The sequence below is a fragment of the Phaeobacter sp. LSS9 genome (assembly GCF_003443595.1).
GTDB classification, from domain to species: Bacteria; Pseudomonadota; Alphaproteobacteria; order Rhodobacterales; family Rhodobacteraceae; genus Phaeobacter; species Phaeobacter piscinae.
The window spans coordinates 1966103-1981786 of the sequence record NZ_CP031956.1 but is presented as its reverse complement, the minus strand read 5'-3'; the positions used below and the strand labels follow the sequence as shown (position 1 = coordinate 1981786).

The 15684-nt window shown below is 61.5% G+C and carries 15 protein-coding genes; 11 read left to right on the top strand and 4 right to left on the bottom strand.

The window, feature by feature from the left end:
- The first annotated feature begins 82 nt into the window (after nt 1-82).
- The 6 genes from D1820_RS09425 (at nt 83) to D1820_RS09400 (ending at nt 5178) form a co-directional block, all read left to right on the top strand.
- Nucleotides 83-637 carry a helix-turn-helix domain-containing protein gene (locus tag D1820_RS09425; RefSeq protein WP_102898151.1) on the top strand — a complete coding sequence of 185 codons (555 nt, stop codon included), beginning with the start codon at nt 83-85 and terminating at the stop codon, nt 635-637.
- Between the two features lie 174 nt (nt 638-811).
- The gene (locus tag D1820_RS09420) at nt 812-1675 is read left to right on the top strand and encodes a DMT family transporter (protein WP_118068753.1); all 864 of its coding nucleotides are present in this window, start codon (nt 812-814) and stop codon (nt 1673-1675) included.
- A gap of 64 nt (nt 1676-1739) precedes the next feature.
- Nucleotides 1740-2216, top strand: a complete 477-nt coding sequence (gene smpB, locus D1820_RS09415; RefSeq protein WP_040174459.1) for an SsrA-binding protein SmpB — start codon at nt 1740-1742, stop codon at nt 2214-2216.
- A gap of 220 nt (nt 2217-2436) precedes the next feature.
- Nucleotides 2437-3003: a hypothetical protein gene (locus D1820_RS09410; RefSeq protein WP_118070126.1), complete on the top strand. Its 567-nt coding sequence runs from the start codon at nt 2437-2439 to the stop codon at nt 3001-3003.
- A gap of 139 nt (nt 3004-3142) precedes the next feature.
- Entirely contained in the window at nt 3143-3994 is an 852-nt protein-coding gene (gene sseA / locus D1820_RS09405) for a 3-mercaptopyruvate sulfurtransferase (RefSeq protein WP_040174456.1), read from the top strand.
- Entirely contained in the window at nt 3994-5178 is a 1185-nt protein-coding gene (locus D1820_RS09400; protein ID WP_040174453.1) for an amino acid aminotransferase, read from the top strand. Before sseA ends, D1820_RS09400 begins: the two co-directional genes overlap by 1 nt.
- 159 nt (nt 5179-5337) lie before the next feature.
- Here D1820_RS09400 and D1820_RS09395 read toward each other — a convergent pair whose 3' ends face one another.
- Together D1820_RS09395 and D1820_RS09390 are read right to left on the bottom strand one after the other, a co-directional pair.
- Nucleotides 5338-6681: an ammonium transporter gene (locus tag D1820_RS09395; protein ID WP_118068751.1), complete on the bottom strand. Its 1344-nt coding sequence runs from the start codon at nt 6679-6681 to the stop codon at nt 5338-5340.
- Between the two features lie 26 nt (nt 6682-6707).
- Nucleotides 6708-7046 carry a P-II family nitrogen regulator gene (locus D1820_RS09390; RefSeq protein ID WP_024095995.1) on the bottom strand — a complete coding sequence of 113 codons (339 nt, stop codon included), beginning with the start codon at nt 7044-7046 and terminating at the stop codon, nt 6708-6710.
- A 271-nt stretch (nt 7047-7317) separates the two neighbouring features.
- Between D1820_RS09390 and D1820_RS09385 the strand changes: the two genes are divergently transcribed.
- Nucleotides 7318-9582, top strand: a complete 2265-nt coding sequence (locus tag D1820_RS09385) for a transglycosylase domain-containing protein (RefSeq protein WP_118070124.1) — start codon at nt 7318-7320, stop codon at nt 9580-9582.
- Nucleotides 9583-9719: 137 nt separating this feature from the next.
- Here the strand turns inward: D1820_RS09385 and D1820_RS09380 are convergent, their stop codons facing one another.
- Nucleotides 9720-10328: a phospholipid-binding protein MlaC gene (locus tag D1820_RS09380; RefSeq protein WP_102896293.1), complete on the bottom strand. Its 609-nt coding sequence runs from the start codon at nt 10326-10328 to the stop codon at nt 9720-9722.
- A complete protein-coding gene (locus D1820_RS09375) occupies nt 10318-11097 on the bottom strand; it encodes a VacJ family lipoprotein (protein ID WP_024095999.1) in 780 nt (259 codons plus the stop codon). The genes D1820_RS09380 and D1820_RS09375 overlap by 11 nt, the downstream gene beginning before the upstream one ends.
- A 186-nt stretch (nt 11098-11283) precedes the next feature.
- Here D1820_RS09375 and D1820_RS09370 point away from each other — a divergent pair, with 186 nt between their 5' ends.
- From D1820_RS09370 to D1820_RS09355, 4 genes are all read left to right on the top strand, one after another.
- A complete protein-coding gene (locus tag D1820_RS09370; RefSeq protein ID WP_118068749.1) occupies nt 11284-13014 on the top strand; it encodes a type I secretion system permease/ATPase in 1731 nt (576 codons plus the stop codon).
- A complete protein-coding gene (locus tag D1820_RS09365) occupies nt 13011-14327 on the top strand; it encodes an HlyD family type I secretion periplasmic adaptor subunit (protein ID WP_118068747.1) in 1317 nt (438 codons plus the stop codon). The genes D1820_RS09370 and D1820_RS09365 overlap by 4 nt, the downstream gene beginning before the upstream one ends.
- A gap of 124 nt (nt 14328-14451) precedes the next feature.
- A complete protein-coding gene (locus D1820_RS09360; protein WP_118068745.1) occupies nt 14452-14910 on the top strand; it encodes a RidA family protein in 459 nt (152 codons plus the stop codon).
- Complete coding sequence (locus tag D1820_RS09355) at nt 14907-15680, top strand: glycerophosphodiester phosphodiesterase family protein (RefSeq protein WP_118068744.1); 774 nt, start codon at nt 14907-14909, stop codon at nt 15678-15680. The genes D1820_RS09360 and D1820_RS09355 overlap by 4 nt, the downstream gene beginning before the upstream one ends.
- The last annotated feature ends 4 nt before the right edge of the window (nt 15681-15684 follow it).

Genomic DNA, 15684 nt, shown 5'->3' with positions numbered 1-15684 from the left:
CTTGTGCGTTATAGCGCACAAGTGTTTTTTGAGCGGCGGCTTGAAACGCCGTGTGACCGACAGAAAAGCGACGGGCAGCACAATGAGCGAAGCGGGCATCACTCTGAATTTGCGGGACATTCGTCAGGGCGCGGGGCTCAGCCTGTCCAAAGCGGCTGAGGTCACGGGTGTCAGCAAGGCGATGCTGGGCCAGATCGAACGAGGCGAATCAAGTCCGACAATTGCGACGCTGTGGAAGATCGCCAAAGGGTTTCATCTGCCTTTGACAGCGCTGATCGGTGAAGCCTCGCAGCCTGAAGGCAGCAGTGGCCGCAGCTTTCGCTCGGTGCAGTTCCCCGGTTCTATCGCGGTGAAAATGGTGTTCCCCTTCGATCCTGTGCTTGGGGCGGAGACCTTTCATGTCAGCCTGCGACCCGGCCAATCGCATCAGTCGCAGCCCCATGATACCGGCGTTACCGAAGAGGTCTTTGTGCTGGAGGGCGCCATGGAGGTGCTGCGGGATGGCAGCTGGGTGCCGCTGGAGACCGGCCAGGGGTTGCGGTTCGCGGCCGATCAGCCGCATGGGTACCGCAGCGGCGACAGTGGGGCAGCATTCCTGAACATGCATCACTATCGTCGTGTGGGTCGCACTGACTAGGCTGTTCTGGCGGATCAATTCGCCGCAGCTATGTGGCTTGTTCCGTAGTCGCGGTCTGCCTAATGCTTGCACCATTGCGCACCGCAGTTGCCGCCTTGGGGAACGTGCGAATACCGACCTTCTATGACCCATCGCCGGTGCATTTTCCGGCCCTTTAGGAAAGCGATTTGATCCATGGATACACTGCGCGGCAGCCTCCTGATGGTGCTGGCCATGGCGGCCTTTGCGCTGGAAGACATGTTCATCAAATCCGCCGCCCGCAGTCTGCCTGTGGGCCAGATCCTGATCCTGTTCGGCGCAGGCGGCATGGTGATTTTTGCAATTGTGGCGCGTGCGCAGGGGCATCGCCTGTGGAACCCGGTGTTCTGCACGCGCGCGCTGCTGGTGCGCTCGGTTGCGGAGGTTGCTGGACGGCTTTGCTTCACGCTGGCGATCGCGCTGACACCGTTGTCCTCGGCCTCAGCCATACTGCAGGCGACGCCGCTGGTGGTCTCCGCTGGGGCGGTGGTATTTTTTGGCGAGCATGTGGGCCTGCGCCGCTGGCTGGCGATTGCGGCGGGGTTCATCGGGGTGCTGATGATCCTGCGTCCGGGGGCGAGCGGGTTTGAACTGGCCTCACTTTTTGCGGTGGCGGGAACATTGGGGTTTGCCGGGCGCGATCTGGCCACGCGGGCAGCGCCAGCGGGGCTGTCGAATGCGCATCTGGGGCTTGCGGGTTTTGCCATGCTGGTGGTGGCGGGGCTGATCGCGTTGCCTTTTGGGGCGCCGATGGCGATGCCGGATGTAGAGACCACCATTGATTTGGTTGCCGCAACGCTGGTGGGGGTGGTGGCCTATCAGGGCCTGACCGGGGCCATGCGGGTTGGTGAAATTTCTGTCGTGGCGCCCTTCCGCTACACCCGGCTGATCTTTGCCATGGTGCTGGGGGTGGTGGTCTTCCATGAACGTCCGGATATGTGGACCCTGATCGGCAGCGGCGTCATTGTGGTCAGCGGTGGCTTCACCCTGATGCGCAGCAATCGCCGTCAGGTGGCCTGAGGCCGGTCGCTCATCTGCATCACCATCTTGCACCTCTGTCTCCGGCACCTTACATCTGCGCCCCATGGCCAAGCAAAAATCAGACCCGAACTACAAAGTGATCGCAGAAAACCGCCGCGCGCGGTTTGATTACGCGATTGAAGACGATCTGGAGTGCGGGATCCTTCTGGAAGGGTCCGAGGTCAAATCCCTGCGCGTGGGCGGCACCAATATCGCCGAAAGCTATGCGACCGTGGATGATGGCGAGCTGTGGCTGGTGAACTCTTACATCGCGCCTTATGAACAGGCGAAGATGTTCAAGCATGAAGAGCGCCGTCGCCGTAAGCTTCTGGTGTCCCGCAAGGAGCTGTCGACCCTGTGGAATGCAACACAGCGCAAGGGCATGACCCTGGTGCCGCTGGTGATGTATTTCAATCATCGCGGGCTGGCCAAGATCAAAATCGGCATCGCCAAGGGCAAGAAGAACCACGATAAGCGCGAGACCGAGGCCAAACGCGATTGGTCACGTCAGAAGCAGCGCCTGCTGAAAGATCACAGCTGATCCGCGAACAGCCGACAACTTTCGATATATCTGCTGCGTGGCCCCGTCACGGAGGCATCAGTAATCCCCTCTGCCGAGGTATCGCAGCGACAACCGCTGCAAGCCACAGCAGAGCGTTGCAATATCTGACTGAATGAGTCAGATAAGCCGCACCCAGCAGACTCATCCCTCGGTCAGGCCCGGCATCCTTCGTGTTCCTGTTTGAAAGAGGATGACTCCCGTGCCGATTTCTGAGCCTCAGACCCCCGCGCAATCTCTACCCGCCGCACCCGCCGCCGCAACCGTCTCACCGGGAGAGGCCGCGCTGGCAGATCTTGGGCTTGATGCGTTTGAGGCGGCCCTGCTGCCACAGCTGCGCCATTTCAACACCTGTCTTCAGACGCCGCAGAGCCAGGCCTGGCAGCTGGCCTATCGCAGTGCGTCAGAACGCTGGGGGGATATATTCGGGCTGGCTGTGGCCCATGCGCTGTTCAAGGTGGTGCGTTGCCTCTATGACCTGCGTGGTCATCACTACGTGGGACATGACGCGCTGACACTGGAAACACGTACAGTAGTGACTGCGGATGAGGCGGCGTTTCTGCGCATGATCCACCACATGCGCCGTGATGACACTCCGGCCGCGCGGGACGCGGTTGCGGATCTGACCGGCGGCTGGATGGATCCCCATGTGATCCGCGCCGCGTTGTCCTTTGCCGATCGGTTTCCGGCTGGCAAGGCGCACCCCGCTGAGATACCGCAGGCCAACGCCAAGGTCGATCAGCCGCCCCGCCTGCGAGTGGTCCGCTGACGAACGCCGTTTCAGGACCTGTAGGGTAACACAGACGGACCCGTGAGACAGATTGTTGCGCTACGGCTCCGGCGTCCCTTGCGACTCTGCCCGCACGGTTGTACGGATGCCTCAGCACATATGAGGGGAGACGGTAACGTTGGACGATCCTAAAACGCTTGTGTCGACAGACTGGCTTGCTGCGCATCTGAAGGACCCCGATCTGCGGATCCTTGATGCCTCGTGGTATATGCCGCAAGAGGGGCGCGACCCCAAGGCTGAATACGCTGCGGCCCATATCCCCGGCGCGCGCTTCTTTGACATTGATGATATCGCTGACAATCGCTCCGACCTGCCGCATATGGTCCCACCGGTAGAGAAATTCATGTCCCGCTTGCGGGCCATGGGTGTCGGCGATGGCCATCAGGTTGTGGTTTATGACGGCACCGGTCTGCGCTCTGCGGCGCGGGTATGGTGGCTGTTCCGTCTGATGGGGCAGACCAATATCGCGGTTCTGGATGGCGGTTTGCCGAAATGGCAGGCCGAGGGCAATCCGGTTGAGGATCTGCCGCCGGTGATCCGCGACCGCCATATGACCGTGCGGGTGCAGAACCACCTCTTGCGGGATGTGACACAGGTCTCCTCCGCCGCCAAGCTGGGCGATCACGAGATTATCGACGCCCGCGCGGCAGAGCGATTTCAGGGTGCCGTGGCCGAACCTCGCGAAGGCCTGCGTGCAGGTCACATCCCCGGGTCCCGGAACGTGCCCTATACGGAGCTGTTGAACGCCGATCAGACCATGAAATCGCCGGACGCTCTGCGCGCGGTGTTTGAGCAGGCCGGCGTCGATCTTAGCAAACCAGCTATCACCACCTGTGGGTCAGGTGTCACCGCTGCTGTCCTCAGCCTCGCCATGGAGCGTTTCGGCAAGACCGATCATGCGCTCTATGACGGTTCCTGGACCGAGTGGGGCGCCTTCCCGACATTGCCCGTTGCAACCGGAGAAGCCTGATGTTCGAAACCCTCAAACCCCAGCCAGCGGATAAGATCCTGGCGCTGATGCAGATGTATCGCGACGATCCGCGCGACAGCAAAATCGACCTCGGCGTCGGCGTCTACAAGAACGCCGAAGGGGTGACGCCGGTGATGCGCGCCATCAAGGCAGCAGAGCATAAGCTCTGGGAAGAGCAGACCTCCAAATCCTATGTCGGTCTGGCCGGGGATCCGGCCTATTCCGACGCCATGATCAAGCTGATCCTCGCCGACAGTGTCGCGCGCGCCAATGTCGCTGCTGCGGCCACCCCCGGTGGCACTGGCGCTGTGCGTCAGGCGTTTGAACTGATCAAGATGGCCAACCCCGGCGCGCGTGTTTTCGTGTCGAACCCCACCTGGCCGAACCACATTTCGATCCTGAACTATCTGAACATCGAAACCGTCGCCTACCGCTATTTTGATCGCGAGACCTGTGGCGTGGATTTCGACGGCATGATCGCGGACCTGAAAACCGCCAACAAGGGCGATGTCGTGCTGCTGCACGGCTGCTGCCACAACCCAACCGGTGCCAACCTCAATATGGTTCAGTGGCAGGAAGTCGTCGCCATCCTGAACGAACGTGGCCTGATCCCGATGATCGACATTGCCTATCAGGGCTTTGGCGACGGGCTGGAAGAGGACGCACAGGGCGTGCGTTATGTCGCGGCCAATACGCCGGAATGCCTGATCGCGGCCAGCTGTTCGAAGAATTTCGGCATCTACCGCGAACGCACCGGTCTGTTGATGGCGGTCTCCCAAGACGGCGGCGCGCAGGCGCTGAACCAGGGCACTTTGGCCTTCCTCAACCGTCAGAATTACTCCTTCCCGCCGGACCACGGCGCGCGTCTGGTGTCGATGATCCTGAACGATGACGCGCTGCGCGCCGACTGGGCGGCTGAGCTGGAAGAGACCCGTCTGGGCATGCTGGCGCTGCGTCAGCAGCTCGCGGATGAGTTGCAGCGCCTCACCGGCTCTGACCGCTTTGGCTTCTTGGCGCAGCACCGTGGCATGTTCTCGCTGCTTGGCACCACGCCTGAGATGGTCGAGAAAATGCGTGCTGACAGCGGTATTTACATGGTGGGCGATAGCCGGATGAACATCGCAGGCCTGAACACGCAGACTGTGCCGATCCTGGCTCAGGCGATTGTCGACGCCGGCGTCTGACGCTGAGAAAACCCAAAATGACATGAAGCGCTCCGCCACAGCGGGGCGCTTTTTCGCGGCGTGGTCCCAGACTTTTGGGCAAGATCAGGCGGTGGGCGCCACATACAAAGGCGGCCCCCATTTCCGGGAGCCGCAGTGATATCTCGGGATCTGGTCGGATCAGCTGGGAGAGAATTCGGGATAGGCTTCCATCCCCAGTTCCGCCATATCCAGCCCGTTCACCTCATCTTCCTCGCCAACCCGGATCCCTGTCACAGCCCGCAGGATCAGCCAGACCACAGCGGAGGAGATCACGACGAAGAGCGCAATCACCACGATACCGGTCAGCTGGGTGACGAGGCTCGCTTCGGGGTTGGTCAGAACCACCGCAAGGGTGCCCCAGATCCCGGCAACCAGGTGCACAGGGATAGCGCCGACCACATCGTCGATCTTCATCTTGTCCAGCATCGGTACGACGAAGACCACGATGACACCGCCGGCAGCACCGATTAGGGTCGCCATACCAAGGGTTGGGGTCAGCGGCTCGGCCGTGATCGAGACCAGACCTGCCAGCGCGCCGTTCAGCACCATAGTGAGATCCGGTTTCTTGAACAGCAGCTGCGTCAGCAGCAGGGCGGCAACCGCTCCACCCGCCGCAGCGGCGTTGGTGTTGGCAAAGATACGGCTCACATCGGCGACATCTCCCACGGTGCCCATGGCCAGCTGCGATCCACCGTTAAAGCCGAACCACCCCAGCCACAGGATGAAGGTGCCCAATGTGGCCAGCGCCAGATTGGAACCCGGCATCGGGATGGTTTTGCCCGCTTTGTATTTTCCCAGACGCGGGCCAAGGATCAGCGCGCCGGTCAGCGCAGCCCAACCGCCGACGGAATGCACCACTGTGGAGCCTGCAAAGTCGAGGAACCCCATCTCATCCAGAAAGCCGCCGCCCCATTTCCAGCTCGCTTGCAGCGGGTAGATCACGGCGGTCAGCACGACGACAAAGGCGAGGAACGGCCAGAGCTTCACCCGTTCCGCCATTGTACCGGAAACAATCGACGCCGTGGTCGCGCAGAACATCAGCTGAAAGAAGAAATCAGACCCGGTGGAGGCATAGGAGTAATCATCTGCCTGCTCGGCGGTGATGCCGACCGCTTCCAGCACGCCCGGCTCCCAGACACCCGACAGCACACCGTCAATCGACCAGGTGCCCAGCGGATACATCAGGTTGTACCCAATAAGGTAGTAAAAGATCGCCGCGAGCGAGAACAGCGCCACATTCTTGGTGAGCTGCATGGTGACATTCTTGGAGCGGACAAGCCCGGCTTCCAGCATGGCAAACCCGGCCGCCATCCAGAAGACAAGGAAGCCGCCCACCAGAAACAGCAGCGAGTTGAGGATAAACACGGTGTCGGTTGCCGCAGCGCCGGCAGGGGCTGCGGTTGCGGTCTCCTGCGCAACGGCGAGGCCGGGCAGCGCCAGCGCCGCCGTCACAGCCGCAAGGGTGAGGGGTGATTTACGCATAACTGATTTCCTTCCTTTGCGTGTTTTCACAGCGCGTCGTGATTGGTTTCGCCGGTGCGCACGCGGATTGCCTGCTCAACGTCGAGAACAAAGATCTTGCCGTCACCGATTTTGCCGGTGCGGGCGGTCTGGGTGATGGTGTCGACCACTTGGTCAGCGAGTCCGGAGGGCACCACCAGATCGAGCCGCATTTTTGGTACGAAATTCACCTCGTATTCCGCTCCGCGATAGATTTCTGTGTGGCCTGATTGGGCACCGAACCCCTTGATTTCCGTGACCATCAGCCCGGACACGCCGATGGATGTCAGCGCTTCGCGGACCTCCTCCAGCTTGAACGGCTTGATGGTTGCTATGATCATTTTCATCCCCGAACCCCTGTCATGATGACGGCGCGTGATGAGAGCGCCTGAACTGTTTGCAGGTGCAGCAAATCCGCAGAACCGAGTCGGTGGAACGTTTTGAGAGCGGTTTCAGGGGGGTGTCGCAGCGGGACGGTGAAAAAAAAGGCGGTCTTTTGCTGGTGCGCTTAAAAAACACCCGGCTTGCAGAGGGGAATTGCTGTCAAACTGCCCCTCAACAAACCAGATGGGACGCGGTATTGTTCGCAAAACGGGCAAACCGGGCAGGATCTGGAAAATGGCACAAGGAACGCGGCGCCGACCTCTGGTCGCAGACAAGCGCTACGCGACAGCGGGGCGCGGCACGCAGGGCAAACCCTCTGCGCGCAAGGCCAAACCACGGCCAAAATCCACCACGACACGGCGCAAATCCGGCTGGTTTGGCCTGTTAGGTGGCGGGCGCAAAACCGGTGGTAGAGCTGGCGGCGGCGGGGGCGGTGGCAGAAGGCCACGCAAACCGCAGAAGCCTAAGACACTGCTGGGGCGGGTTCTCGCGCTGATTCTGGCCCCATTCCGTTGGGCGTTCCGGCTTGCGTGGGGGTTCACCTGGCGTGTCGGCATGATCTCGACAGCGCTTGTGGCGTTGGCTGTGGGTTATCACTACATGAAACTGCCTGACGCCTCAGCCCTGCTCGACGGGCGCGCACGCGGCTCCGTCACCCTGACCGATCGCAACGGTGAGGTCTTTGCCTGGCGCGGCGATCAGTTTGGCGGTGTCGTCACCAGTGACACGGTGTCGCCCTTTCTCAAGAACGCCATCGTCGCGACTGAGGACAAACGGTTCTACCGCCACTTTGGCGTGTCGCCCCGCGGTGTCGCCAGTGCTGTGCGCATCAACCTGCGAGAGGGGCGCGGTCCGCTGTCCGGTCATGGGGGCTCCACCATCACCCAGCAAACCGCCAAACTGCTTTGTCTTGGTGTGGTCTATGATCCCACAGAATGGGAGAGCGAGCGGGCGTATGAGCGCGATTGCCGCCAAGGCTCGCTTTGGCGCAAGGCCAAGGAAGCCATCTTCGCGATGGCGATGGAAGCCAAATACACCAAGGATGAGATCCTCTCGATCTATATGAACCGCGCCTATCTTGGGGGCGGCGCCTATGGTGCGGAGGCTGCGGCGCAGCGCTATTTCGGCAAATCTGCCAATCAGGTGGATGCAGCGGAGGCGGCGATGCTGGCGGGGCTGTTGACCGCACCATCAACGCTGGCACCGACCAACAACTTGCAACGCTCGCAGGATCGTGCCGCCACCGTGCTGCGGCTGATGCAGGAGCAGGGCTATCTGACAACGGCTGAGATGCGTTCAGCCCAGAACAGCCCTGCTGTGCTGAGCGAGGCTGCTGCCGCCCGTGCGGGGGGGTATTTTGCCGATTGGGTCATGGATACCATTCCGGACTTCTTTGGCAGTGAGACAACAGAAGATGTGGTGATCCGCACCACCATCGACCAGCGCCTGCAACGCGCCGCCGAGGACGCGCTGAACCATGTGTTTGATACCAAGGTCCGCAAGGGATCGAAGGCACAGGCCGCCATCGTGGTGATGAGCGCGGATGGCGCAGTCCGCGCCATGGTGGGCGGGCGCAAGTCTCGTGTGTCGGGCGTGTTCAACCGCGCCACACAGGCCAAGCGCCAGACCGGCTCGGCCTTCAAACCCTTCGTCTATGCCACGGCGCTGGAGCTGGGGTATTCACCGCTCGACCGGGTTCTGGACGCACAATATTGCCTGGATGTGCCGGGTTCTGGCCAATGGTGCCCGAAGAACTACACCCGTAAATTCTATGGCGAGGTGACGTTGGCGCGGGCTCTGCGCGACTCGCTGAATATCCCGGCCGTCAAGGTTTCCGAGGCCGTGGGCCGCGATCTGGTGCGCCGCGTCGCGGGTGATTTCGGGCTGGACAGTGAACTGGCCGCTGGCCCGGCGCTAGCGCTTGGCGCATCGGAAAGCACGCTGATCGACATGACCGGTGCCTATGCCGGCATCCTGAACGGTGGTTCATCGGTGACCCCTTACGGGGTGACGGAGCTGACATTGATCGGTGATAATACACCCATGATGGGGGCCAGTGGCGGCCTGGGCGAGCGGGTGATCCAGACCAAGGCCGCGCGGGAGTTGATCTGGATGATGGAACAGGTGGTCTCACAAGGCAGCGGTCGCCGCGCCCAGATCCCCGGCTGGCAGGCCGCCGGTAAAACCGGCACCACTCAGGCCGCACGCGATGCCTGGTTCGTTGGTTTCACCGCTGACTACGTGGCCGGTGTCTGGATGGGCTACGACGATAACACGCCACTCTCCGGTGTGACGGGCGGCGGCTTGCCCGCTGATATCTGGCGCGAGGTCATGGTGCGGGTGCATGACGGGCTGACCCCCAAACCCCTGCCGATGATTGCGCCCAAACCCATCGCCCCGCCGCCGCAACCGCAGCCCCAAAGCCGCCAGCGCCCCAATGTCGGGCAGGAGCTGGGCCGTGCGGTGGATGGCCTGCTGCGCGATATCTTCGGGAACTGATCAGATGTACCGGATAGAAGGCGGCGCGGTACGCAAACGCTGTTCAGTGCCGCCTCTGCCGTAAACTCTGACATGAAAAAAAAGGGGCCGTTTGGCCCCTTCTTTTTGTCCTCATCGGCGCTTGAGGCGTCAGCCGCTCAGCTCAACCGCTTCAGCTCGGCGATCAGCTTGTTGATGTCGCCCTTGTTGCGGTCAAGGATGGCGCCGATCTCGGTCCGCTCGGTCAATAGCAGGTTCACGCCTTCGATGAACATGTTGTAAAACTTGTCGCGCCCGGATTTATCCGACACGAGGAAGGTCACCTCGAACGGGGCCTGACCTTGCAGCTTGGCCAGTGATTTGATCTCATAGCCAGCCTTGATCTTGCGCGCGGATTGCACCTCGACAGAGCCGCCGATGAACTCCCGGAAGCGCTTGCCGTATTTGCGGGCGATATAACTCTGGAACGCACCGGAAAAGGCGCGCATCTGCGCGGCGCTGGCACGGCGGGCATCCACACCCAGGGCATAGCGCGCCATGATGTTCACATCCGCGTAGCGCACGAAGATCTTTTCAAAGTCGCGGATCATCGCGCCTTCAGACTTGCCAGAGGCGATGACCTTGTTGATATCGCCGACGACGCTGCCAACAAGGGAGCGCGCACCAGCTTCGGTCAGGGCCAGCAGCTTGCCCGGCAGGGCGGCAAGCCCAACAAAGGCAACGCCGGTTGCCAGAAAACTGCGACGGGTCAGAAAATTACTCGGCATAGATGTCCTCATACGGATCTGAATAGGGATCGCCATAGACCCCTTCGTATTCGCTTTGATCGCCGCCCAACTCAAAACGGCGGTTTTGCAGGTAGATCAGCCGCGCCTGCGCGTAGCTGTCTGCGCTCTCATACAAAATCGAGTCGATGGTGTCGGAATATGTGCCACGATCCCCCAGACGGCGCACCACCTCGGCGTAAACGCCGATGTTGTCGGCTGGATTATGCCGAGCATAGCTGATCGGGTTGGTGAAGAAGTCGACCAGAATGCCGGTGCCATCGCGTGCGGTTGACGGGCCAAAGAACGGCAGTTCCACATACGCCCCTTCGCCAACGCCCCAGACATGCAGGGTTTCGCCGAAATTCGTATCCACCCGCGGCATATTAAAGTCCGACGCCGGATCGCCAAGACCACCAATGCCAAAGATCGTGTTGACCACAAATCGCGACAGCGCAATGCCGGATTCCTTCAGGTTGCCTTGCAGCAGCGCGTTTACCGCCTGACCCGGCATCGACAGGTTCTCGGCGAAGTTGTTGAAACTCTTCACCATATCCGGAGGGACAACCGCCACGTAGCCTTTGGCGGCCGGGCGAAAGGCAAAACGGTCGACACCGCGGTTGAAGTTATGGATCGACCGGTTGGTGTTCTCATAGGGATCAAACACCTCACCCGAGTTGCGCGAGACGCTATCTTGGGTTGCACAGCCTGCCAGTGCCGACGTAACAGTTACCAGGGCCATCAATACAAAAGGTCGCAGCGGGAAGGTCATGCGCTTCGGTGTCCAATCTGTCTGCTGTGGGCATATGCGGACCCACTTATAATGTTTCTCGTCTCTGCCTAGTCAGGGGCTGAGCTTGTTTACACTTTTGTTGCAGATTTGGAACATGTGAAGATCCAGTTTTCTGCGCGCGTGGCTGATACATAGGGCATATCGATAGGGAATTGCAGACCTCTCATGATGAAAACCTCTCATAAATCCGGATTGGAGGAGCTGCGCGCGCATCGCCGCCGCAGTCGCGGCCTCTATTGGTCAGTCGGCATTTTCAGTTTCTTTGTGAACATGCTGATGCTGACAGGCCCTCTCTATATGATGCAGGTCTATGATCGCGTGCTGGGCAGCCGGTCGGTGGCGACCCTTATCGCGCTGTCGCTGTTGGTGGTGTTCCTCTACGGCACCATGGGGGTTCTGGACTATGCGCGGGGCCGCATTCTCGCGCGTGTCGGAGCGCGGTTTCAGGCTGGGCTGGACCACCGCGTGTTTGATGCGATGATCCGCCGTTCTGCGGTGGCGCAAGATCCGGTGGCCCAGACCGGCCTCAGCGATCTGGAGTCCGTACAGCGGCTGATCGCCTCGCCGGTCCTTGGGGCTGCATTCGACCTGCCGTGGACGCCGATCTTTCTCTTTGGCATTGCCCTGTTTCATCCCTGGCTGGGGCTGCTTGCCCTTGGTGGCGGCGCTGTTCTGATTGCCATTGCAGTGCTGAACCAGTTCCTGTCACGCCGCCCGCAGATGCAGGCGGGCATGTCCGGCCATCGCGCCAATCTCATGTCAGAGGAGATCCGCACCGAGGCGGAGATGATCCAGTCGATGGGCATGCGCCGCGCGGCCTTTCAACGCTGGAAGGCCGGCCGTGACGCCGCATTGGTCGACAGTGTCACCGCCAGTGATGTCGGGGGAGGCTTCACCACGCTGACCAAGACCCTGCGCCTGTTCCTGCAATCGGCGATGCTGGGTCTGGGCGCCTATCTGGTGCTGCAGAACGAGGTGACAGCGGGCGCGATGATCGCAGGCTCCATTCTGATGGGCCGAGCACTGGCGCCAATCGAACTGGCGCTTGGTCAGTGGGCCATGGTGCAGCGCGCTCTCAAAGGATGGCGCAATCTTGCCGAGTTGCTCGACAAGGTGCCGGAAGAGACCGAGCGCACCGAATTGCCCAAGCCCACCGCCAATCTGGAGGTGCAGGCCCTTGCCGTGGTGCCCCCCGGTGACAACCGCCCGCAGCTGCGCAATGTCAGCTTCCGGGTGCAGCCGGGGCAGGCAATTGGCGTGATTGGTCCATCCGGTTCGGGCAAATCCACCCTCGCACGGGCGCTGACCGGGGCCTGGCGCCCGGCGGCAGGCACTGTCCGGCTGGATGGGGCGTCGCTCGATCAATACGCGCCAGAGGTGCTGGGCCAGAACATTGGCTATTTGCCACAGCGGGTGCAGCTGTTCGAAGGCACCATCGCGCAGAACATTGCCCGCCTGTCCTCCAACCCGGATTCCGCCAAAGTGGTCGCCGCGGCGAAGAAAGCCGCCGCCCATGACATGATCGTGCATCTGCCTGACGGCTATGACACCCATATCACCGCTGGGGGCGGGCGGCTGTCCGGTGGGCAGATGCAGCGGGTCGCACTGGCCCGCGCCCTTTATGATGATCCGGTGATTGTCATTCTGGATGAGCCGAATTCCAATCTCGACAATGACGGGTCGGTAGCGCTGAACCGCGCGATCAAGCAGCTGAAGGCCGATGGCCACTCGGTGCTGATCATGGCCCATCGCCCCGCCGCGATTCAGGAATGTGACCTGCTGTTGGTGATTGATCAGGGGGTTCAGACCGCCTTCGGGCCCAAGGATAAGGTGCTGCGCGAAATGGTGTCCAACCACCAGAGCATTCAACAGGCAGCGCCGGGAGGTGTGCGATGAACCAGAGCAAACCCGAGACCAATACCTGGTCCGCCCGCCGCCCGCTGATCATCGGGCTGATTGGGGTGCTGATCCTGCTTGGCGGTTTTGGCACCTGGTCGGTGGCCACGTCGATTGCCGGCGCGGTTGTCGCCTCAGGCCGGATCGAGGTTGACCGCAACCGGCAGGTTGTCCAGCATCTGGACGGCGGCATCGTGCAGGAAATTCTGGTGGAGGAGGGCGACACCGTCGCCGAAGGCGCGGTCCTGCTGCGTTTGGATGCCAAGGAGTTGCGCTCGCAGCTGGTCATCACCGAAGGACAGCTGTTTGAGTTGATGGCCCGCCGTGCCCGCCTTGATGCGGAACGCGACAGCGCTGAGACGGTAGAGTTCGACGCTGAACTGCGCGAACTGGCGGAAACCCGGCCAGAGGTGGCGGATCTGATGCAGGGGCAGGTCCGCCTGTTTCAGGCCCGCAAAGACTCCATCGCGCGGGAAATTGACCAGTTGGAGAAGCGCCGTACCCAGATCCAGGATCAGATCACCGGTGTCCGCGCCCAACAGGCCTCGCGCCGCACCCAGCTTAACCTTATCGAGGAGGAGCTGGCCAACCAGCAGTCCCTGCTGGACCGTGGATTGGCGCAGGCCGGCACCGTCCTGAACCTGCGTCGGACCGAGGCCGATCTACAGGGCTCGCTGGGCGAGTTGATCGCCACCGAAGCGCAGGCCGAGGGGCGCATCACCGAGATTGATATCGAGATCCTGAAACTCGGCACCCAGCAGCGCGAAGAGGCGATCACCCGCCTGCGTGATTTGCGCTACCAGGAGTTGGAACTGGCCGAGACCCGCCGCGCGCTGAAGGACCGTCTGGCGCGGCTCGATATCACCGCGCCGGTCTCCGGCATCGTCTATGGTCTGCAGGTGCACACGCCCCGCTCGGTGATCCGGGCGGCGGATCCGGTGCTGTATCTGGTGCCACAGGATCGACCGCTGGTAATCGCCGCGCAGGTGGCGCCCACGGATGTTGATCAGATCTTTGTCGGTCAGGCGGTGACCCTGCGCTTCCCGGCGCTGGATCAACGTTCGACGCCGGAACTGTTCGGCTCGGTGAAACAGGTCTCCGCCGATGCGTTTGAGGATCAGGCCAGCAAGCTCTCCTACTACCGGACCGAAATCGAACTGAACCCCGGTCAGCTGGAGACCTTGCCCGAAGGCACCGTGCTCATTCCCGGCATGCCGGTTGAGGGCTATATCCGCACCGCTGATCGAACCCCGCTTGGCTATCTGGTGAAACCGCTTGCGGATTACTTCGTGCGCGCCTTCCGGGAAAGCTGAACAGCGAAGCGCCGCTCAGTGTGCCCCGCGTCGCAAAACCGTCCCTTCGGGGGCGGTTTTTTGCTTTCCGCCCTGCCGCTTCCCGGTTAGCGTTCCGCAAAACCCGACGCAAAGGACCACATCCATGGATATCGAAGCCAAACTCAAAGATCTGGGCATTCAGCTGCCAAGCGCACCGGCCCCCGCAGCCAACTATGTGCCCTATGTGGTGGTCGATAATATGGTCTATATCTCCGGCCAGATCTCTGCCGGGCCTGAGGGTCTGATCACCGGCAAACTGGGTGCGAATATGGATGTAGCCGCCGGTCAGAAAGCCGCCCGCCAATGCGCCATCGCGCTGCTGGCGCAGCTGAAAGCCGCTTGTGACGGCGATCTGAACCGCTTGAAACGCGTTGTGAAACTGGGTGCGTTTGTCAATTCCACCGACAGCTTCACTGACCAGCCGCAGGTGGTGAACGGAGCGTCTGACCTGATGGTTGAGGTGCTGGGCGATGCTGGTCGTCATGCCCGTGCCGCTGTCAGCTCACCCTCGCTGCCGCTGGGTGTGGCAGTGGAAATCGACGGCGTGTTCCAAATCTCATGACCTCTGACCTGCCTGCCGCATTCCTGCGCCAGCCCATCACCCATCGCGCGCTTCACGACGTGCGCGATGGTCGCCCGGAGAACAGCCGCGCCGCCATTCTTGCGGCGATTGAAGCAGGCTATGGCATTGAAATGGATTTGCAACTGTCCTCCGATGGGCGCGCCATAGTGTTCCATGACTACAATCTGGAACGGCTGGCTGAGGGGGCTGGGCTTGTTGCGGATCACACCCGCGACCAGCTACGCGCCATTCCTCTCAAGGGCGGTGATGGCGAATGCATCCCGGATCTGGCCGAGGTCCTCGACCTGGTTGATGGGCGCGTGCCCCTCTTGATTGAGCTGAAGGATCAGGACGGCAATATGGGGCCAAATATCGGCGCGCTGGAGGCCGATACTGCGGAACAGTTGAAAGACTATAAGGGCAAGGTCGCGCTGATGTCTTTCAATCCGCATTCCGTTGTCGAACTGGCGCGCTTGGCGCCGGGTCGGCCCCGGGGCCTCACCACCAGCAGCTACAGGGTTGAACATTGGCCCGAGCTGACGGCGGAGGTCTGCGACCATCTGCGCGCAATCCCGGATTTTGACCGCTCCGGCTCCTGTTTCATCAGCCATGAGGTGGCCGATCTCGCCAGCCCGCAGGTCGCGGAACTACGTGCCCGGGGTGTGCCGGTGCTGTGCTGGACCGTCACCTCCGCCGCGATGGAAAAGGAGGCGCGCAAAATCGCGCATAATGTCACCTTTGAACGCTATCTTTCTGATATCCCGGCTTGATCCC